This window comes from Bradyrhizobium sp. SZCCHNS2022 (genome assembly GCF_032377575.1).
In the GTDB taxonomy this organism is placed as follows: domain Bacteria; phylum Pseudomonadota; class Alphaproteobacteria; order Rhizobiales; family Xanthobacteraceae; genus Bradyrhizobium; species Bradyrhizobium aeschynomenes.
The window spans coordinates 144261-164047 of the sequence record NZ_JAUHHZ010000001.1 but is presented as its reverse complement, the minus strand read 5'-3'; the positions used below and the strand labels follow the sequence as shown (position 1 = coordinate 164047).

Below are 19787 nucleotides of genomic sequence, written 5' to 3'. Positions count from 1 at the left end.
TTTGCTCGAATTGTCGCCGGCAACCTAAGAAGTACTCGCTCGTAATACGTAACAATGAGGTCGCAGGAAGCGTGTCGATCTACAAATTCGGAGAATTCCCTCCATTCGGCCCACCGACACCGACACGTTTGCTAGATTTACTTGGCGAGCACAGAGACCTATTTTTGAAGGGTAGACGTTGTGAATTTCAGGGACTGGGAGTCGGCGCATTCAGCTACTATCGACGGGTCGTAGAATACCAAAAGTCAAGCTTGATCGGAGAGATAGTCAAGGCAGCCAAGCGACTTAACGTAGCAGATAGCGTCATCAATGCTCTGCAGGCAGCAAAGGAAGAAACGCAATTTTCAAAGTCAGTCGAGTTGGTCAAAGACGCCATCCCTCAAGCGCTTCTGATCCAGGGACACAACCCTCTCGTGTTACTTCACTCTGCTTTAAGTGAGGGCCTCCACGATCGATCCGATGAACATTGCCTGGAGTTTGCGCAGGAAATTCGAGTGGTTCTCGTCGATCTTGCAGAGCGCATTAGTCAGGTAATGAAAGATCATGCTGAGTTGAAGGCTTCGATCTCGAGACTCTTAAATCGCAAGATTGGAATTGATCAAAACGAGGGCAAGCGGAACAAAGGATTGGAACCCTAAAGGTCACTCCATGTTGAATTGAACTTTCGACGACAGCAATGGGACTGCACTATGAAGCGGCCACAGGAGTATTTGCGAGAACAATGGAATCCACATACTTGCCGAACTGGCGACGCACGCAAAGCGCGCCTTTTGCCCCCGCATCGGCCAGCAGGCGAAGCGCCAATAGCTTAAATCAGACACGCTGCCTCACTTCCCCCAGCCCATGCGCGACGACCTTGCGCATCACGTTGGGCAGCGCCTCGCCGTCGAGCGTGGCGATCGGCACCCAGCGCATGCCGTCCGGCGCACGCGTCCGGGCCGCGACCTTCGCCGTGTAGACCACGAGCTCCAATGGGAAATGCGTGAAGACGTGGGTGACGACGCCGAGCTTGCGATGCCAGCGCTTCACGCCCGAAAGCTCCGGAGCCTGTGCCAGAGCATCGGCATCGTCCTGGCCGGCCAGCCAGTCCGAGCCGGGGACCTCGGTCATGCCGCCGAGCAGGCCTTTTGCGGGGCGCGAGCGGACCAGCAGCTCGTCACCCCTGACGACGACGAAGGCGGCGCCGCGGCGCAGCGTGCCGGTCTTCTTGGCGGCCTTGCGCGGGAAGGTCTCCTGGTCGCCGCGCTGGCGCGCCGCGCAATCCTCGTTCAGCGGGCACAGCGCGCAGGCCGGCTTCTTCGGCGTGCAGATGGTGGCGCCGAGGTCCATCAGCGCCTGGGCGCTGTCGCCGGCGCGGGACGGGCCGAGCAGGGTCGCGGCGAGCGCCTGGATCTGCGGCTTGGCCTGCGGCAGCGCCTCCTCGATCCGAAACAAGCGCGTCGTCACGCGCTCGATGTTGCCGTCGACCGGCATGGTCAGGCGATCGAATGCGATCGCGGCGATGGCAGCGGCCGTGTACGGGCCGATGCCGGGCAGCGCGCGCAGCCCCTCCTCGGTGTCCGGGAACACGCCGCCATGCTCGCGCAGCACGGTGACGGCGCAGGCGTGCAGGTTGCGCGCCCGCGAGTAATAGCCGAGGCCGGCCCACATCCTGAGCACGTCGTCGAGCTCAGCGCTGCCGAGGGCGGAGACATCCGGCCAGCGCGCCAAAAACTTCTCGAAGTACGGCCCGACCGCCTTCACCGTGGTCTGCTGCAGCATGATCTCAGACAGCCAGACCCGGTACGGGTCCGAGCGCTGCCCCGCCGGCGCGCGCCACGGCAGCCGCCGGCGGTGGCGGTCGTACCAGGCGAGCAGTTGCGCTGGGCGCTCGGATGAGCCGCGAGTCTCCGGCTGGCTCTTGCGCTTGGAAGGAAGGGCTGATGACACCATTGGCTTAATCTAGTACGTCAGGAGCCATCGTCGCCCGCTGGACCGACGTCTCGTCCGCGGCATCCACGGCTTTCTTCGTGCCCGGATTGACGATCGCACACGAGAACGCTGTTCATCATGGCAAAGCCCGGCCGTCTCACTGCAAAACCGCTGTCGCTGATGATGGGCGACGTGCTGTCGGCCGCCTATGCCAAGCAGGGGTTTGCCGCACGCGAGCTGGTGACGCGCTGGCCGGAGATTGCCGGGCGCGACATCGCCGAGCATGCGCAGCCGCTGAAGATGCAGTGGCCGCGGCCGGTCGAGGGCCAGCCGCAGGAGCCGGCGACCTTGATCCTGCGTGTCGAGGGGCCGATGGCGCTGGAGATCCAGCATTCGTCTGATGTCATCCTGGAGCGGGTCAACCGCTTCTTCGGCTGGCACGCGGTGGGCAAGCTGGCGCTGCGGCAGGGACCGCTGACCCGGCCGCCGGTGAAGCGCCGCCCGGCCCCGCCCGATCCGAAGAAGGTCGCCAAGGTGGCCTCGACCCTGACCGCGATCGAGGACGACGCGCTGCGCGATGCGCTGGCCCGGTTGGGCGCGGCCATCAAGCGAAATTGACGCTCTCGCGTCGATCCCGCTTTGAGGCCCGGCATTGCCTCTGACTGGGTTTCAAGCTAGCGAAAAGCCAAGTTACGAGCGTTTCAGGCGCCGCAGGCGCCCATTTTGGAGCAGAGCCTTGATCATCACCCGCCGCGCCTTCACCGCTGCCCTGTCGCTGACCGGCCTCGCCGCGCTGGCCGGCTTCTCCCCGCTGCGACTGATCTCGGACGCGATGGCGCAGAGCGCCGCCGACGTGGCCAAGCCGCAGTCGCTGCCCGACATGGGCATCGGCCCGGCCGACGCCGCCGTGACCATCGTCGAATACGCCTCGATGACCTGCCCGCATTGCGCGGCATTCAACGCCACCGTGTTCCCGAAGCTGAAGACCGAATACATCGATACCGGCAAGGTGCGCTACATCTTCCGCGAGTTCCCGCTCGACATCAAAGCCGCCGCCGGCTCGATGCTGACGCGCTGCATCGCCAACGGCGATGCGCAGAAGTATTTCGCCGTCACCGACATGCTGTTCCGCTCGCAGAACGACTGGGTGATGAAGAACACCACGGAGACCCTGACGCGGATCGGCAAGCAGGCCGGCCTCAGCCAGCAGCAGGTCGAAGCGTGCCTCAAGGACCAGGCGCTGCTCGACAAGATCGCCGCCGACCAGAAATACGCCAGCGACACTCTCAAAGTGGATTCGACGCCGACCTTCTTCATCAATGGCGAGAAGATCAAGGGCGAATCCTCGTTCGAGGAGTTTCAGAAGCGGATCAACCCGCTCCTCAAGAGCTGATTCGACTGACTGAGTCCTGCGAGACACAGTGCGGCCCCTTCGTGGGGCCGCTTCTGTTTCGGAGGCTGATTGCCCCGAGAAAGCCTTGGAAAAGCAGGGCGAGCGGGTTGCCCTGAGGACCGCCCGTCGCCATTGTCCCGGCCTCAGAATGGGGCGCCACGGCGACTCAAGTTACTTTGACTTTGCCATCCATGGTATTGTCGGGGCTGGGAGATTCGTTTCCCGCCAACAGAGAATCTGTGCATGAAACTCACGCGTCTTCGTCTCCACGGTTTCAAGACGTTCGTCGAACCGACTGACTTCGTGATCGAACCCGGCCTCACCGGCGTCGTCGGTCCGAACGGCTGCGGCAAGTCGAATCTGGTCGAGGCGCTGCGCTGGGCGATGGGTGAGACCTCGCACAAATCGCTGCGCGCCGCCGACATGGACGCGGTGATCTTCTCCGGCTCGAACACGCGTCCGTCGCGCAACCACGCCGAAGTGGTGATGACGATCGACAACAGCGATCGCACCGCGCCGGCCGCCGTGAACGACCGCGACATTCTCGAAATCTCGCGCCGCATCGAGCGCGAGGCCGGCTCGGTCTATCGCATCAATGGCCGCGACGTGCGCGCCCGCGACGTGCAGATCCTGTTCGCCGACGCCGCCACCGGCGCGCGCTCGCCCGCCCTCGTCCACCAGGGCAAGATCGGCGAGATCATTCAGGCCAAGCCCGAGCAGCGCCGCCGCGTGCTCGAGGACGCCGCCGGCGTCGCCGGCCTGCATGCGCGCCGCCACGAGGCCGAGCTGCGGCTGAAGGCGGCCGAAACGAATCTGCTGCGCGTCGAGGACGTCATCGGCCAGCTCTCCGGCCAGATGGAAGGCCTGCGCAAGCAGGCGCGGCAGGCGATCCGCTATCGCGAGGTCGCAGCCAAGGTGCGCAAGGCGGAAGCCACGCTCTATCATCTGCGCTGGATGGGCGCGCATGCCGATCTCAACGACGCCGCGCATACGCATGACGTCGCCGTGCGCGAGATGGCCGAGCGGACTCGCGAGCAGGCTGAGTCTGCCCGTATCCAGGCGATCCGCTCGTCGCATCTGCCGGCGCTGCGCGAGGCCGAGGCCCGTGCGGCTGCGACGATGCAGCGGCTGAAGAATGCCCGCGACCTGCTCGACCGCGAGGAGGTGCGCGCCAAGGAGCGCGCCGGCGAGCTCGACCGCCGCCTGATGCAGCTCACCGCCGACGTCGCGCGCGAGCAGCAGCAGAACCAGGATGCGCAGGTCGCGCTGCAGCGTCTGGAGACCGAAGACGCGGAGCTGAAGGAAGAGATCAAGGCGCGCGTCGAGATGCGCAGCGGCGTCGACGAGCGTGTCGCCGAAGCCGAGGCGCTGCTGCTCGAGACCGAGCGCCAGTTCACCGAGCTGACGACGCAGCTCGCCGACCTCACCGCGCGCCGCAACCAGCTCGAGGCCAACGTCCGCAGCCATCGCGACCGCCTCGCCCGGCTCGACCAGGACATCGCCAATGTCCGCGCCGACGAGGAGCGGCTGGCGCAGGAGACCGCCCATCTCGGCGATCTCGACACGCTCGCCGCCGCGCTCGAAGCGGCTGAAGAGGCTGAGGCACAGGCCGAAGCGGCGGTGCAGACCAACGAGGCCGCGCAGGCCAATGCGCGGCAGAAGCTCGAAGCCTCGCGCGCCCCGCTCGCCGAAGCCGAGAAGCGGGCGCAGCGGCTGGAGACCGAGGCGCGCACCATCTCCAAGATGGTCAACAGCGAGACCAAGAATCTGTGGCCGCCGATCATCGACGGCGTCACCGTCGCGAAGGGCTACGAGAAGGCGCTCGGCGCCGTGCTCGGCGACGATCTCGATGCGCCGGTCGATGCGTCCGCGCCGATGCACTGGACCGTTGCGGGCGCAGAGGTCACCGACCCCGCGCTGCCGGACGGCGTCGAGCCGTTGGCTGCGTATGTGCAGGCACCGCCGGAGCTGTCGCGCCGTCTCGCCCAGATCGGTGTGGTGTCGCGCGACCGCGGCGCGCAACTGGTGTCGCAGCTGCGGACCGGCCAGCGGCTGGTGTCGCCGGAAGGCGACGTCTGGCGCTGGGACGGCTTCATCGCCGCCGCGCATGCGCCGACGGGTGCCGCGCGCCGTCTCGCCGAGCGCGCGCGCCTGATCGACATCGAGGCCGAGCTGGAGCAGGCGCGCATCGACGCCGCCAGCAAGCGCCAGGCGCTGGAGAGCGCCGAGGCCGAGGTGAAGGCCGCGACCGCTGCCGAGAGCGCCGCGCGCGAAGCCTGGCGCGCCGCGCAGCGCGAGGTCAATTCGGCGCGCGAGCGCCACGCCAATGCCGAGCGCGAGATCAACCGCCATTCGGCGCGCAAGTCCGCGCTGGTCGAAGCCTCGACCCGTCTCGCCCATGACCGCGCCGAGATCGCCGAGCTGCACGAGAATGCGCTGGAGGCAATCGAGGGGCTGCCGGCGACGACCGAGGCCGACGGCCGGCTCGCCGCCGTGCGCGCCGAGATCGAGACCAAGCGCCGTGCGGCCGCCCAAGTGCGCGCCGAGGCGCAGGCGCTGGCGCGCGAGGCCGAGCTCGCCGATCGCCGCGTGCAGGCGATCATCAACGAGCGCAACGACTGGTTCAACCGCATCCGCGGCGCCGGCTCGCAGATCGCCACCATCGAGGCGCGCATCGCCGAGGTCCGGGACGAGCGCGCCGAGCTCGACAACGCGCCGGAGATCTTCGCCGAGAAGCGCAGCGCGCTGATCGACGAGCTCGCGATCGCCGAGGAGGAGCGCCAAGTCGCCGCCGACGCGCTCGCCGAGGCCGAGACCGCAATGGGCGATACCGACCGCGCCGCCAAGGCCTCGCTGGAAGCGTTGTCGAAGTCGCGCGAGGCCGCGGCCCGCGCCGAGGAGCGGCTGGAGAGCGCCAAGCGCCGCGTCGCCGACGTCGAGCGCGAGATCCACGACATGCTCGAATGCGAGCCGAACGCGGTTGCCGCGATGGCCGAGATCGGCCCGGACACCCAGCTGCCGCCGCTGCACGAGATCGAGGACAGCCTGGAGAAGCTGCGCCGCGACCGCGAGCGGCTCGGCGCCGTCAACCTTCGCGCCGAAGAAGAGCTCACCGAGGTCGAGGGCTCGCACACCGCGCTGACCACCGAGCGCGACGACCTCGTCGAAGCCATCAAGCGGCTGCGCCAGGGCATCCAGAGCCTCAACAAGGAGGCGCGCGAGCGCCTGCAGTCCTCGTTCGAGACCGTCAACGACCACTTCAAGCGCCTGTTCACCGAGCTGTTCGGCGGCGGCGAAGCCGCATTGCACCTGATCGAGAGCGACGATCCGCTCGAGGCCGGCCTCGAGATCATTGCCAAGCCGCCGGGCAAGAAGCCGCAGACGCTGTCGCTGCTGTCGGGTGGCGAGCAGGCGCTGACGGCGATGGCGCTGATCTTCGCGGTGTTCCTAACCAACCCCTCGCCGATCTGCGTGCTGGACGAGGTCGACGCGCCGCTCGACGACCACAACGTCGAACGCTTCTGCAATTTGCTGCATGAGATGAAGGGCTCGACCGAGACCCGCTTCATCATCATCACCCACAACCCGATCACCATGGCGCGCATGAACCGGCTGTTCGGCGTCACCATGGCCGAGCGCGGCGTGTCGCAGCTCGTCTCGGTCGCGCTCGACGAGGCCGTGAAGATCCTCGACCAGCAGGTGGCGTGACGCTGCTAAGTCATCCCGGATCGCCGCGGCAGCGGCATCCGGAATGATGCTTGGAGAGCACCGATGATCTCTCCCGATCTTCCCGCCGCGCTCAAGGCCGCACTCGAAGCCAAGCTGCACGGTCTGTCGCGGCAGGATGCAGCAGCCCGCGCCACGCGCATCTCCGACACTTACCGGGGCGGCGGCAATTCCGGAGCGATCACGACCGACGCCGACGCGATCGCCTATGCCACCGTACGGATGCCGGCGACCTATGCTGCGGTGGCTGCGAGCCTGAATGCTTTGATGCAGGCGAGCCCGGACTTCGCCCCGGGTACAGTGCTCGATGTCGGCGCAGGGCCAGGCACAGCCAGCTTCGCGGCCGCCGAAGCGTTCTCCTCGCTGACATCGTTCAACGCCATCGATGCGAATCCTGCCTTGCGCACCCTGGCGCTCTCGTTGGCCGAGGATGGGCTGCGCAGCCGCGATCTGACCTACGCGCTGGGCGCTGCACGCGGCCTGCTCGATCGTGCCGAGCGCGCAGATCTCGCGATCGCGAGCTACATGATCAATGAGCTGAGCGACATTGAGCGAATGTCGGTCGTCGACCTGCTGTGGGAAAAGACGAACCAAACGCTGCTGATCGTCGAGCCCGGCACGCCTGCCGGTTATCAGCGCATCATCGCGGCCCGTGACCAGCTGATCGCAATCGGCGCTCATGTCGCGGCCCCCTGCCCACATGCGGCAGCGTGTCCGCTCATCACGCCGGACTGGTGCCACTTCGTCCAGCGGCTGGCGCGGTCGCGGGCGCATCGCGAGCTGAAGGGCGCGGATGTGCCGTTCGAGGACGAGAAGTTCAGCTTCGTCGCCGTGACGCGCCAGCCGGTCATGCACCGCCCACCTGCGCGCGTTTTGGCACCGCCAATGGTGACGAAGATCGCGGCGACGGCCAAGCTGTGCTTGGCCGATGGGAGCGCGGCCTCGGTCAGCATTCCCCGCCGCGACAAGGTCGCCTTCGCCGCCGCGCGGCGCTGGGACTGGGGCGACGGCGTGGACTTGCCGCCGCGCCCATAGATACCGCCACGGCCCTGAATGGTTAACGTCGGGTCGTGTTTGTCTCTCATTTTCGCGATTTCGCGAAACCCGGGAAAAACCTGCGTTTGCTACGGTGAGCTGCAACGGGCGCTGAAGGCGCTGCTCACAAGGGAACGCGTGTCGATGTTCAGGACGATGACGATCGCTGCAATGCTGCTGGCCTCGGCAGGGACCGCCTTTGCCGGAGGACATGGCGGAGGTCACGGATCCGAGCCGCCGCCTGCCCCCAAGCAGGAAGCCGGCCCGGCACCGGCCAAGGCCGTGATCGGCAAGAACGGCCCGATCCTCACCGACCTCAAGGGCATGACGCTGTATTACACCGAGCGCGACAATACCGGGAACAAGTCGACCTGCGACGGCGACTGCGCCCAGAAGCGTCCGCCGCTGCCCGCCCCCGACAACGCGGTCGCGACCGGCGACTTCACCGTCATCACGCGCAGCGACGGCAAGAAGATGTGGGCCTATCGCTACCGCCCGCTCTACACCTCACAGCTCGACAGCGCTCCCGGCGACATCAAGGGCAACGATCCCGACCAGAAGTGGAAGGTCGCCCGCCCGTATTGAGGGCTCCAGACCGCGCGGCCTGACGCACGCCCGCCCTTCCGGTCGCCAGTCGAACCCAGCGCTTCTGCCGATCCGGCTTGAACGGGCACCCATCCTGCGGCGACCAATGCACGCCGGTCCCATGAGGGATCCGGCGGCGTCGCCATGCGTTGGCCGCCCTGTTCTCCTGCCCTCTCCTCGGAGCCTGTCATGTCCGGCTGGATCGTCCTCGGCATCCTCGTCATTCTCGTGCTGTTCGCCTTCGGCGCCTACAACCGGCTGGTGGCCCTGAGCCAGCGCGTCGGCCAGGCCTTTGCCGACATCGACGTCCAGCTCAAGCTGCGCCACGACCTGATCCCGAACCTGGTCGAGACCGTGAAAGGCTATGCCGCGCATGAGCGCGGCACGCTGGACGAGGTCATCAAGGCCCGCAACGCGGCCATTTCGGCCCAGGGCCCGGCCCAGGTTTCCGCCGCCGAAGGCCAGCTGTCCGGGGCGCTGGGACGGCTGATCGCCCTGTCCGAGGCCTATCCGGACCTCAAGGCCAACGCCAATTTCCAGCAGCTCGCCGGCGAGCTCTCCGACATCGAGAACAAGATCGCCGCCAGCCGCCGCTTCTTCAACAATGCGGTCCAGGAATACAATACCGGCATCCAGCAGCTGCCTGCGGCGCTGTTCGCCGGCACCTTCGGCTTCACCCGCAAGGACTTCTTCGATCTCGGCACCAGCCGGGCGGAGGTCGAGACCGCGCCCAGCGTCAAGTTCTGAGCCCGCGCCCTCGCGCCTGAAGGGCCCGACGCCATGGCTGCCTATGGTCTCTACACCCACATCGCGTCGAACAAGACCCGTTCGATGCTGCTGCTCGGCGGCCTGTTCCTGCTGATCTACGTGCTGGTGTTCGCCGGCGCGCTGATCGCGGAGGTCATGATCAACGGCAATGGCAGCGTCGCCTATTACATGCACGCCGCCACGCGCGACCTGATCAAGGCCCTGCCCTGGGCCACGCTCGGCGCTGCGGCCTGGATCGTGATCGCCTATTTCTTCCACCAGAAGATGATCGACGCCGTGACCGGCGGAGCCGCGGTGACCCGCCAGGAGCAGCCGCGGCTCTACAATCTGCTCGAGAACCTCTGCATCTCGCGCGGCATCACCATGCCGCAGCTGAAGATCATGGACAGCCCGGCGCTAAACGCCTTCGCCACCGGGCTCAATCCGCGGCAATATTCCGTCACGGTCACGACCGGCTTGCTCGCGGCCCTGGATGACCAGGAGATCGAGGCCGTGCTCGGCCACGAGCTCACCCATATCCGCAACGGCGACGTCCAGCTGATGGTGGTGGCCGTGATCATCGCCGGCGTGGTCGGCTTCTTCGGCGAATTGTTCTTCCGCCTGTTCACCAACATGAGCTGGGGCGGCGGCTGGGGCCGCTCGTCCTCCTCCTCCTCCTCGTCCGATTCAGACCGCAAGGGCTCCGGCGGCGGTGCGATCATCGTGGTGATCATCGCGGTGGTGCTGATCGTGCTGGCCTGGCTGCTGTCCCAGGTCGTCAAGCTAGCCTTGTCGCGCACCCGGGAGTATCTCGCCGACGCCGGCGCGGTCGAGCTGACCAAGAACCCGGACGCCATGATCAGCGCGCTGCGCAAGATCGAGGGCCGCGGCGAGCTGCCCGGCGCGACCTCCGCGGTGATGGAATTGTGCGTCGACAATCCCCGCGAGGGCTTCGCCGACCTGTTCGCCACCCACCCTTCCGTTGATGCCCGCGTCCAGGCGCTGATCAAGTTCGCCGGCGGCCACGATCCTGCCCCCCCGGCGCTGCCGTCCGAGACCGCCGAAACGGCGGACGAGACTGCCCCACCGCCACTGCCCTCCGAGGGGCCCTGGGGCCATGCGGAAGCCCCGAACGCCTCGCCCGCTCCGGCCGACGCGCCCCAGGGGCCCTGGACCACCCCGGCCTCCGGTCCCTGGGGTCGGCATTGATCCCGAAGCTCGAGGCACGAATCGCGCGCGGATCGCGGAGCGCGCGCAGCCGTCCTGCCACTTCTTCTCAACTCCATCCGAGCCGGAGCGGAGAATCCGGCAGCAAGGCTCTCGATTGCTCCGGCCCGTTGGGATGAAGGCGCAAATTTCCCCCGTCCCGTGCTGCAATGAATTTGAATTCTCCAGCGTTTCTGCCATGTTCGCGCCCAAAGCAGAATGCAATGCGCCGGCCCCCTGGCCGGCCTCAGGGCTGAAGGACTTTCCATGGCGAAACCGGCAGTGGTTGTGGTGGGCGCGGACAAGGGCGGGGTCGGCAAGACCACGGTGTCGCGGACGTTGCTCGATTATTTCAGCGCCAACAACGTCCCCACCCGGGCGTTCGACACCGAGCATCCGCGCGGCACCCTGAAGCGCTTCCACCCCGAGATCACCGAGATCGTCGACATGAACTCGACGCCGGACCAGATGAAGATCTTCGACACCCTGAGCGCGGTGGCGCCGTCGGTGACCGTGATCGACGTCCGCGCCGGCCTGATGTCGCCCACCCTCGCCGCGCTCCGCGACATCGGTTTCCTCGATGCCGCCCGCTCCGGCCAGATCACCTTCGCGGTGTTCCACATCCTGGGCTCCTCGATCGCCTCGCTCGACGAGATCGCCGAGACGGCGAGCTATATGATCGGCGCGAAATATTTCCTGGTGAAGAACTTCATCAACAACACCAGCTTCTTCGAGTGGGACCAGTCGACCTACAATTCCTACTTCCACCGCATCAAGGATGCGACCGAGCTGACCATCCCGAAGCTGAACGAAATGGCGTTCGAGCAGGTCGAGGTCGCCTCGGTGCCGTTCCTCAAATTCGTCGCCAACAAGGGCCCGCGCGACGAGGCAGCCAACTACTCCTTCGTGCTGCGCGGCTATGTCCGGCACTGGCTCGCCAACGTCTGGAGCGAGTACGACCGCATCAAGCTGACCGACATCGTCGGCTCGACCAAGGCGGCGCCGCCGCGGCCGGCCGGGGAAAAATAGTACCTCCGTGAATGATGGGGCTTTATCGCAAGCACGTTTGACCTGATATAGGTTGGATGCCCGCGACGCCCGTCTACATCGTCTGCTCGCCCCGGCCGCAGTCCGGGAAGACGCTGCTCGCGCGCGTGCTGAGCGAGTTCCTGCTGCTCAAGAACGGCCAGGTGCTCGCCTTCGACGTGACCCTGCGCGAGCCGTCGCTGCTCGATTTCCTGCCCCAGGTCACGGAAACCGCGACCATCGAGGACACCTACGGCAAGATCCAGCTGATGGACCGGGTGATCCTCAACGACGGCATCCCGAAGGTGATCGACCTCGGCTACTACTCGTTCGACGAGTTCTTCAAAATGTCCGAACAGATCGGCTTTTTGAAGGAGGCTGCACGGCGGAACGTGGTCCCGATCGTGCTGTACTGCGCCGAGGGCGACCGCGTCTCGATGCGCTCCTATGACGCCCTGCGGCGCCAGATCCCGAAGGCCCAGCTGATCGTGGTCGAGAACGATCACGTGCTGCGCGAGGAGCTGCCCCAGCTGTACAGCCGCAGCAAGCATCTGAAAATCGCAGCGCTGCCGGCGTTCCTGAAGACCTATATCGAGCGCTACTCGTTCTCCTTCACCGGCTACCTGCGCCAGGAGCGCGATCCGTCGACCGAGCTCTATCAATGGATCCGGCGCAATTATTATGCGCTGCGTGAGATCGAGACCGAACTCCTGATGCAGCGCTCCTGACGCTCCCTAGGCTAGACGAGCGTCTCCTGAGAATCGGTCGTTTCCATGCCGAGTTCTCGCCGTCCCCACCGCTGTCATGCTCCGCGAAAGCGGGGCATCCAGCACTCCGCGGCAGAAGAAAGTCACCGAGACGTCACGGCGTACTGGATCGTCCGCTTTCGCGGACGATGACAGTCGGGGTTACATGATCAATGTGCCAGGACTTCAGAAGCGCTCGTCTAGTGGCCCTCGAACGAGATCAGCGTGCGCACGGGCACGTCGAGCGCCCGCAACTTGGCGGCGCCGCCGAGATCCGGCAGGTCGATGATGAAGCAGGCCGCCACCACCGTGGCGCCGATCTGCCGCAGCAGCTTCACCGCGCCTTCGGCCGTGCCGCCGGTGGCGATGAGGTCGTCGACCAGGATCACGCGCTCGCCCGGCTGCACCGCGTCGACATGCATCTCCATCTCGTCGGTGCCGTATTCCAGAGCATAGGACATGCTGACTGTCTTGTGCGGCAGCTTGCCCTTCTTGCGGATCGGCACGAAGCCGGCCGAGACCTGATGCGCCACCGCGCCACCAAGGATGAAGCCGCGCGCCTCGATGCCCGCGACCTTGTCGATCTTCGAGCCGGCCCAGGGATGCACCAGTTCGTCGACCGCGCGGCGGAACGCGCGTGCGTCCGCCAGCAGGGTCGTGATGTCCCGGAACAGGATGCCCGGCTTCGGATAGTCCGGAATGGTGCGGACCGTGTTCTTGATGTCCAGATCGAACGTCATCGTGCTCTCATCCATTTTATCTGCTGCCGTCATTCCTAGCGAAGCGACGTGTCCGCCGAAGCCCGCTGGGCGAAGGCGGAAGCAATCCAGGGCCACGAAAACAACTCTGGATCGCTTCGTCGCTCGCGCTCCTCGCGATGACGGCAACCACCTGTTACCCCGGCTGATTGAGCCGGAACGCATTCTCCACGATCCTCAACCCCACGGCATCGCCGAGCGACATCAGCGATTCCGGATGGAACTGAACGCCACCCACCGGCAGCGTCTTGTGCTCGATCGCCATGGCCACGCCATCCTCGGTCGCCGCCGTCACCGTCAGCACCTCCGGCATGCTGTCGCGCTCGACGAACAGCGAATGATAACGGCCGATGACGATCTCGTTCGGCAGCCCCTGCATCAGCCGCCCGCCGCGCACCTGGACCCGCGACGGCCGTCCATGCGCGGGCTGGGCGAGCTGGCCGAGCTGGCCGCCAAAATACTCGCCCATCGCCTGCACGCCGAGGCACACGCCGAAGATCGGCAGCTTCTTGGCGAGCGCCGCGTCGATGGTGGTCGAAATCTTGAAGTCCTCCGGGCGGCCCGGCCCCGGCGACAGCACGATCAGGTCCCAGCTGCGCTCGGCCAGCATCTTCAGGGCGTGGACGTAACGCACCACGGTGACGTTGGCGCCGACCTGGCGGAAATAATCGGCCAGCATGTGCACGAAGGAGTCGTCGTGATCGATCAGCAGCACGTTCTTGCCGGAGCCGGTGGCGTCCGGCGCGGTCGAGGACAGCGGCTTCGGCGGATCGCCGCGCAGGGCTTGGAACAAGGCCGCCGCCTTGACCTGGCACTCGCGATCCTCGGCCGCAGGATCGGAATCGAACAGGCAGGTGGCGCCGACGCGGACCTCGGCAAGCCCGTCCTTCATGCGGATGGTGCGGATGGTCAGACCAGTGTTGATCGAGCCATCGAAGTTCACCGCGCCGATAGCGCCGGCATACCAGCGCCGCGGCGAGCGCTCGTTGTCCTCGACGAACTGCATCGCCCACAGCTTTGGCGCGCCGGTCACGGTGACGGCCCAGGCATGAGTGAGGAACGCGTCGAGCGCGTCGAAGCCCGGCCGCAGCATGCCTTCGACGTGATCCACCGTGTGGAACAGCTTCGAATAGGTCTCGATCTGCCGGCGCGCCAGCACCTTGATGGTGCCGGGCACGCAGATGCGCGCCTTGTCGTTGCGGTCGACGTCGGTGCACATGTTGAGCTCGAACTCGTCCTTTTCCGAGTTCAGGAGCTGGCGAATCTGCTCGGCATCGCCGATGGCATCGCGGCCGCGCGCGATGGTGCCGGAGATCGGGCAGGTCTCGACGCGCCGGCCGTCGGAGCGCACGAACATTTCCGGCGAGGCCGAGACGAGAAACTCGCCGTCGCCGAGATTCATCAGCGCGCCATAGGGCGACGGGTTGATGCGGCAGAGCCGCTGGAACACTTCGGCCGGCGAGCGCTCGCACGGCTCGGCGAACAACTGGCCGGGCACCGCCTCGAACAGGTCGCCGCGGGCGAACGCCGCGCGCGCTTTCTCGACCGTCGCCTGGTACTCGCCGGGCGCGTGGTCGGCAAACCCCTGGCGCGGCTCCTTCAGATAGACGCTCGCATCGGTGTCGCGCGGCAGGCCTGACGTCGACTGGCCGTTCCAGGAAAAATCGTAGGACAGCACCACGCCGCGGCCGGTGGCGCGGTCATAGGCCAGCAGGCGATCGGGCACGTAGAGCACGATGTCGCGCTGGTCCTTCTCGCGCGGCCGCTTCTGTTCGAGGTCCTCGATCTGGAACACGAGGTCGTAGGCGAAGGCGCCGAACAGGCCGAGCAGCGGGTCGTCGTTGGCGGCCAGCGCGGCGATCATCGCCCGCACCAGCGACATCACGCTGGCGCGCCGCGTCCGCTGGTCCTCCTCGACCGGCGCCGGGCCGCGGACGATGTGGCCGGCCAGCCGCGCCGGCGACGCCGCGGTGATGACCACGCACGGCTCGCGCAGCGTATCCTTCAGGAACGCGATCAGCACTTCGCCGCGGCGGTTCAGCGCCTGCAACGTGAAGTCGGTGCCCTTGGTCTCCAGCACCAGCGGCGGGTCGGCGAAGCCGAGGTCGAAGCTCTCGTAGCGGCCGGGCACGGTGGTGCCGGAGGACAGCACCACGCCGCGGCGGCGGTCCAGCAGGTCGATCAGGTCGTCCAGCCGGCTGGCGCCGCCGGAAAACTGCTCGACGGCGCGCGTGATCGCGAGCCCGCTGGATGTGCGGTAGTCGCTGCGGGCCGGAAGGGCGAAAACGGTCCTGTTCATGGGGTCCTCTTGGGCGTCCTCTTACGGAATTTGCCGAGGAAACGCCACACAGGACCAACCGGAAGCCGCCGCTGCGTGGCGGCCCCTCTGCGATCGAATGTCAAATGAATCGCACCGGCCACCTTTTACAAGGTGCGCCACCAGAGACGGGCTGGGCGGACAGGGGTGCTCATGACGCGGAACTGACCACGGCGGGAGGCCGTGGTCAAGGGCGGCGGGGACACAGGTGGGCTCGCCGCTGGTGCTTCCGCGGTCGTCACTCCGCTCATCAGGCCGGTATTGAAGCCGAGAAGCAAAGCCCGGCTGATTTTCACCGGCGTCATGCCCGCGCAGGCGGGCATCCAGTATTCCACCAGCGCTGCGGCTCATGTCGATGGGCCTCGGCGTACTGGATCCCCGCCTTCGCGGGGATGACAGTTGAACATGGAGAAACATTCTCGCGACACACGGCCCGAGTTATGATCATCAACACCGCCCTCTCCAAGTCGAGGGCGCAGGGAAGGCCGGGCATCGGCTGATGCCCGTGGCCCGCCTGCAGCAAAAAAAGCAGGCGGCAGTCACCACAGGTCAGCCGGACGACCGGCCTTTCCTGCGCGATGGTCTGACGGATTATACGCATTCTCCCCGGGGACCGGGCTGTCTTGCCCCCGTGACCGGCGGATCATCATCACCACCAGCGTAGCCTCAGCGTCGGGAGGCCAGGACCATGCGACTTCACCGTGCGCGCCCGCCGTTCGTCCGCATGGCAGGAGCCATGCTGCGACGTGACGCGCCCACCGCATCTCCACCCCGCGTCTCGTGACGATCGCGATACGGCGTGCTGGGGTCGACGTGGATGCCCGGGACGAGCCCGGGCATGACGGAGTAACTAACTGGCAGGATCGTTCGTCGCAGCCGTCCCGTCCTACAGAAGCCCTTGCGCGGCCTGCTTGAGATGCGCGGCAATCGCGTCGCGGGCTTCGGGTGAGGCGACGCTGCGGGCCATCGTCACGCCGCCCGAGAGCAGCGCCATCAGCGCCCAGGCCTTTTGCAGCCGGGCGTCGTCGCTCGCTCCCTGGAGCCCTGTCGCGATCTGCCGGGCGACCCGGTCGAGCGCGGCACCGTAGCTGGCCCTGATGGCCTCGCTGGCGCGGGTGACGTCCGGGGTCAGGCTCTGCAGGCCGCAGCTCGCATCCAGCGCGCAAGTGAGGCGCTCACCGAGATAGAAGGCGATGAAGGCCTCGGCCCAGCGGGCGCCCTGCTCCGCCTGAAGGGCTGCGATGCCCGCTCTGAGATCCTCGAGCCCAGCCAATGCGGCGGTTTCGAACGCCGCGTCCTTCGACTTGAAATGACCATAGAACGCGCCGGAGGTGACGCCGGCCTCCTTGGCGAGGCCGTCGACGCCGATCCCGCCATAGCCGAGCCGGCGAAATCCGCGCCCCGCGGCCTCCAGCAATTTTGCCTTTGCTTCCTGCTTGTGCTCGGCCTGGTACCGCATCTGACATCCTTCATAGCGATCGTTATTTTATGATTGACCAATAACGATCGTTATTCTATTGAGAGATCACGGTCGTTATATAATGGACCGTCAGCCCGCGGACAACCGCCACAGGGCGAGCACAGGAGGAGTCATGCCGATCAGTCTCACACTCACCGACGGCGTCATCGCCGCCGACAAGGCGCCGATCGCGGTCGCGCGGATTACGGAATCGTTCCTGAGACATCATGGTCTCGCAGGAAACAGACTCATGACCGCGAACGTCACGGCCCATCTGAACATCCTGCCGAAGGGCCAGACCTTCGCCGGCGGCCAACCGGTCGATGGCGCCTGGATCGAGACCAAGACGCCGTCGTTCGCGCTCGCCAGCCACGACATCCAGACGGCGTTCTTCGGTGAAGCCACCGACATTCTGCATGACCTCTCCGGCGGGACGCTGGCCAGGGACCGGATCTGGTCCAACGGCGTCCATGCCGTCGACGGCAGCTGGAATCTGAACGGCAGGCCGATGACCAACGAAGCGCTTGTGGCGGCCGTCACCGCGGGCTGACGCCAGGGAGATATCAAGCCAGGCGCGGCCGCTACGGCATCGTGCGGTAGCGGCCCGCTTTCAGAAGCGCATTGATCACGCGATCGAGCTCTTCCGCCTGCAGGAAGGGCTCAAGGTCGCCGCCGCCGGGCAACCAGTTCCGGCTGCCCCGCCTGCAGCTCAGGCCGCGGCGCTGGTCGCCAGGGCCTGGGCCTCGGCGGCGGCGCGGGCCATGCTCGACGACATTTCGTTCGTCACCGTGCTCTGCTCCTCGACCGCGGCCGCGGTCGAGGTGACGTATTCGCTGACATTGGTGATCGCCTGCTTGATGGAGCCGAGCGCCGTCACGACGTCTCCGGAGATGCCGGTGAGGTTATCGATTTCCTGAGCGATCTTGTCGGTGGCCTGCTTGGCCTGGTTGGCGAGGCTCTTGACCTCGGATGCGACCACGGCGAAGCCGCGGCCGGCCTCGCCGGCGCGCGCGGATTCGATGGTCGCGTTCAGCGCCAGCAGATTGATCTGCCCGGTGATGTTGTTGATCATCTCGACGATGCCGCTCATGGCCTGGGCCGCGTCCGAAAGGCGCTGCGCCTGGCCATCCGCGGCCGCGACCTGCCCCACGGCCCCGATGGCCGTCTCCCGCGACTTGGTCATCGCTTCCGAAATCTCGCGCACCGACGCATTCAGCTCCTCCGAGCCGGCCGCGACGGATTCCATCATCGCACGGACACGCTCGTTGCCCATCCGCACCAGCACCTGGCGGGTGACGTCGGTTGCGTACTTCACCACCTTGAACGGCTTGCCGTTCAGGTCGAGGATCGGGTTGTAGGACGCCTGGATGTAGACCTCCTTGCCGCCCTTGCCGATCCGCTTGTATTCGGCGGCCTGATATCGCCCCCTGTTCAGATCCGCCCAGAACTCGCGATACGCGGCGCTCTCGCGTTCCGACGGCTCGACGAACATGCTGTGGTGCTTGCCCTTGATCTCGGCCAGGGTGTAGCCGAGCGCATGCAGGAAATTGTCATTGGCCGAGATGACCGTCCCGTCCATGTTGAACTCGATCACGGCCTGTGATTTTCCGATGGCATCGATCTGCCCGGCCAGATCGGCGTTCCTCAGCTTCTGCTGGGTGACGTCCGTTGCGAACTTGACGACGCCGAACGGCTTGCCGGTGGCGTCGAGCATCGGGTTGTAGGTGGCAAGAATCCAGACCTCCTTGCCGCCCTTCCCGATCCGCTTGTATTCGCCGCTCTGATATTGGCCGCGGTTGAGGGCCGCCCAGAACTCGCGATAGGCCGCGCTCTCGCGCGCCGACGGCTCCATGAAGATGCTGTGATTCCGGCCCTGGATCTCGTCGAGACGGTAACCCAGCGCATCGCAAAAATTCTGGTTGGCCGTCACGACGGTGCCGTCGAGCTTGAACTCGATCACGGCCTGGGCGCGATCGATGGCCTCGATCTTCGAGGCGTCGGCCATGCCGCGCAGCTTCTTGGCCGTGATGTCGGTGGCGAATTTCACGACCCTCACCGGCTTGCCATTGTCGCCGAGAACAGGGTTGTAGGATGCCTCGATCCAGACCTCACGGCCGTCCTTGGCGATCCGCTTGAACTCGGCCGCCTGGAATTCGCCGCGGTTGAGCGCCGCCCAGAACTCGCGATAGGCCGCGCTCTCGCGCTCCGCCGGGGACACGAACATGCTGTGGTGCTTGCCCTGGATCTCCGCGAGACGATATCCCAGCGCATCGCAAAAATTCTGGTTCGCGGTGATGATGGTGCCGTCGAGATTGAACTCGATCACGGCTTGGGAGCGGCTGAGCGCATCGACGATCGCCTGCGCGTGACCCTTGGCTGAACTGCGGCCGAACATTTTCTCTTCCTCGATCGGGCGCTTCCAGTTCCGGCTCGGGGGGCGCCGCGTCAACATCCCGAGCCTCGCAAGCTCAGGGGGCGATGAGGCGGCTGGCAGCGCGCTTCGACCCGGAGCGATTAGGGACCCTATTTGAATCGATTTATCGAAATATTTGTCCGATCTCCGACAGAATGGCCAAATTTTGCCGTCGCCATTAAGTCGATGGAAGTCAACATCCCGTCCGGCTGCCGGTTGAGCTGCAAAAACGGTACGCTGATGCAGCGCATGATGACCGCCAGCCCCGCAAAGGGCAGGCCCATTCACTCGCGGTGCCTGTCTTGATCAGGCCAGTAAGACCACAGAGTCACACCATGGAACATTGCGGCTCCTTGACTCGGATTCACGAAACGCCGACCTTCCTCAGCATCGCCTTTCGCAACGGCTCGGATTTGCAATCAAGCGAAGCCGGCGTCTCGTGAGGTCAAGGACCAGGCGGGGACT

General features: G+C 66.0%; 16 protein-coding genes. 11 read left to right on the top strand and 5 right to left on the bottom strand.

Annotated features, from left to right (window positions below):
- Positions 1 to 71: 71 nt before the first annotated feature.
- Positions 72 to 638, top strand: coding sequence for a hypothetical protein (locus tag QXZ94_RS00745; protein WP_315718798.1), 567 nt, complete (start codon positions 72 to 74; stop codon positions 636 to 638).
- A 175-nt stretch (positions 639 to 813) separates the two neighbouring features.
- On the opposite strand, the gene mutY is transcribed toward QXZ94_RS00745, so the two are convergent.
- The gene (gene mutY, locus QXZ94_RS00740; RefSeq protein WP_315718797.1) at positions 814 to 1932 is read right to left on the bottom strand and encodes an A/G-specific adenine glycosylase; all 1119 of its coding nucleotides are present in this window, start codon (positions 1930 to 1932) and stop codon (positions 814 to 816) included.
- Between the two features lie 117 nt (positions 1933 to 2049).
- Here mutY and QXZ94_RS00735 point away from each other — a divergent pair, with 117 nt between their 5' ends.
- From QXZ94_RS00735 to QXZ94_RS00695, 9 genes are all read left to right on the top strand, one after another.
- Positions 2050 to 2529 (top strand): DUF721 domain-containing protein, encoded by a 480-nt coding sequence (locus QXZ94_RS00735; protein ID WP_315718796.1) that lies wholly within the window; start codon positions 2050 to 2052, stop codon positions 2527 to 2529.
- Positions 2530 to 2647: 118 nt separating this feature from the next.
- A complete protein-coding gene (locus QXZ94_RS00730; RefSeq protein ID WP_172110827.1) occupies positions 2648 to 3304 on the top strand; it encodes a DsbA family protein in 657 nt (218 codons plus the stop codon).
- A 243-nt stretch (positions 3305 to 3547) separates the two neighbouring features.
- Positions 3548 to 7012, top strand: a complete 3465-nt coding sequence (smc, locus tag QXZ94_RS00725) for a chromosome segregation protein SMC (RefSeq protein WP_315718795.1) — start codon at positions 3548 to 3550, stop codon at positions 7010 to 7012.
- A gap of 63 nt (positions 7013 to 7075) precedes the next feature.
- Positions 7076 to 8065, top strand: coding sequence for a small ribosomal subunit Rsm22 family protein (locus QXZ94_RS00720; protein WP_315718794.1), 990 nt, complete (start codon positions 7076 to 7078; stop codon positions 8063 to 8065).
- A 144-nt stretch (positions 8066 to 8209) separates the two neighbouring features.
- On the top strand, positions 8210 to 8650 hold the full coding sequence (locus QXZ94_RS00715; RefSeq protein ID WP_172110830.1) for a hypothetical protein: 441 nt from the start codon (positions 8210 to 8212) through the stop codon (positions 8648 to 8650).
- Between the two features lie 189 nt (positions 8651 to 8839).
- Entirely contained in the window at positions 8840 to 9397 is a 558-nt protein-coding gene (locus tag QXZ94_RS00710; protein WP_315718793.1) for a LemA family protein, read from the top strand.
- A gap of 33 nt (positions 9398 to 9430) precedes the next feature.
- Positions 9431 to 10606 (top strand): M48 family metallopeptidase, encoded by a 1176-nt coding sequence (locus QXZ94_RS00705; RefSeq protein ID WP_315718792.1) that lies wholly within the window; start codon positions 9431 to 9433, stop codon positions 10604 to 10606.
- 264 nt (positions 10607 to 10870) lie between these two features.
- A complete protein-coding gene (locus tag QXZ94_RS00700; protein WP_172110833.1) occupies positions 10871 to 11632 on the top strand; it encodes a hypothetical protein in 762 nt (253 codons plus the stop codon).
- Positions 11633 to 11688: 56 nt separating this feature from the next.
- Complete coding sequence (locus tag QXZ94_RS00695; protein WP_172110834.1) at positions 11689 to 12357, top strand: hypothetical protein; 669 nt, start codon at positions 11689 to 11691, stop codon at positions 12355 to 12357.
- A gap of 218 nt (positions 12358 to 12575) precedes the next feature.
- On the opposite strand, the gene QXZ94_RS00690 is transcribed toward QXZ94_RS00695, so the two are convergent.
- From QXZ94_RS00690 to QXZ94_RS00680, 3 genes are all read right to left on the bottom strand, one after another.
- Positions 12576 to 13115: an adenine phosphoribosyltransferase gene (locus QXZ94_RS00690; RefSeq protein ID WP_172133418.1), complete on the bottom strand. Its 540-nt coding sequence runs from the start codon at positions 13113 to 13115 to the stop codon at positions 12576 to 12578.
- Positions 13116 to 13269: 154 nt separating this feature from the next.
- Positions 13270 to 15432: an anthranilate synthase component I gene (locus QXZ94_RS00685; RefSeq protein ID WP_315718791.1), complete on the bottom strand. Its 2163-nt coding sequence runs from the start codon at positions 15430 to 15432 to the stop codon at positions 13270 to 13272.
- Positions 15433 to 16336: 904 nt separating this feature from the next.
- Positions 16337 to 16909 carry a TetR/AcrR family transcriptional regulator gene (locus tag QXZ94_RS00680; protein WP_315718790.1) on the bottom strand — a complete coding sequence of 191 codons (573 nt, stop codon included), beginning with the start codon at positions 16907 to 16909 and terminating at the stop codon, positions 16337 to 16339.
- A 133-nt stretch (positions 16910 to 17042) separates the two neighbouring features.
- On the opposite strand from QXZ94_RS00680, the gene QXZ94_RS00675 reads away from it, so the two are divergent.
- A complete protein-coding gene (locus tag QXZ94_RS00675; RefSeq protein ID WP_315718789.1) occupies positions 17043 to 17459 on the top strand; it encodes a 4-oxalocrotonate tautomerase in 417 nt (138 codons plus the stop codon).
- A gap of 159 nt (positions 17460 to 17618) precedes the next feature.
- Here QXZ94_RS00675 and QXZ94_RS00670 read toward each other — a convergent pair whose 3' ends face one another.
- Entirely contained in the window at positions 17619 to 19304 is a 1686-nt protein-coding gene (locus QXZ94_RS00670; RefSeq protein ID WP_315718788.1) for a PAS domain-containing methyl-accepting chemotaxis protein, read from the bottom strand.
- Positions 19305 to 19787: the final 483 nt, after the last annotated feature.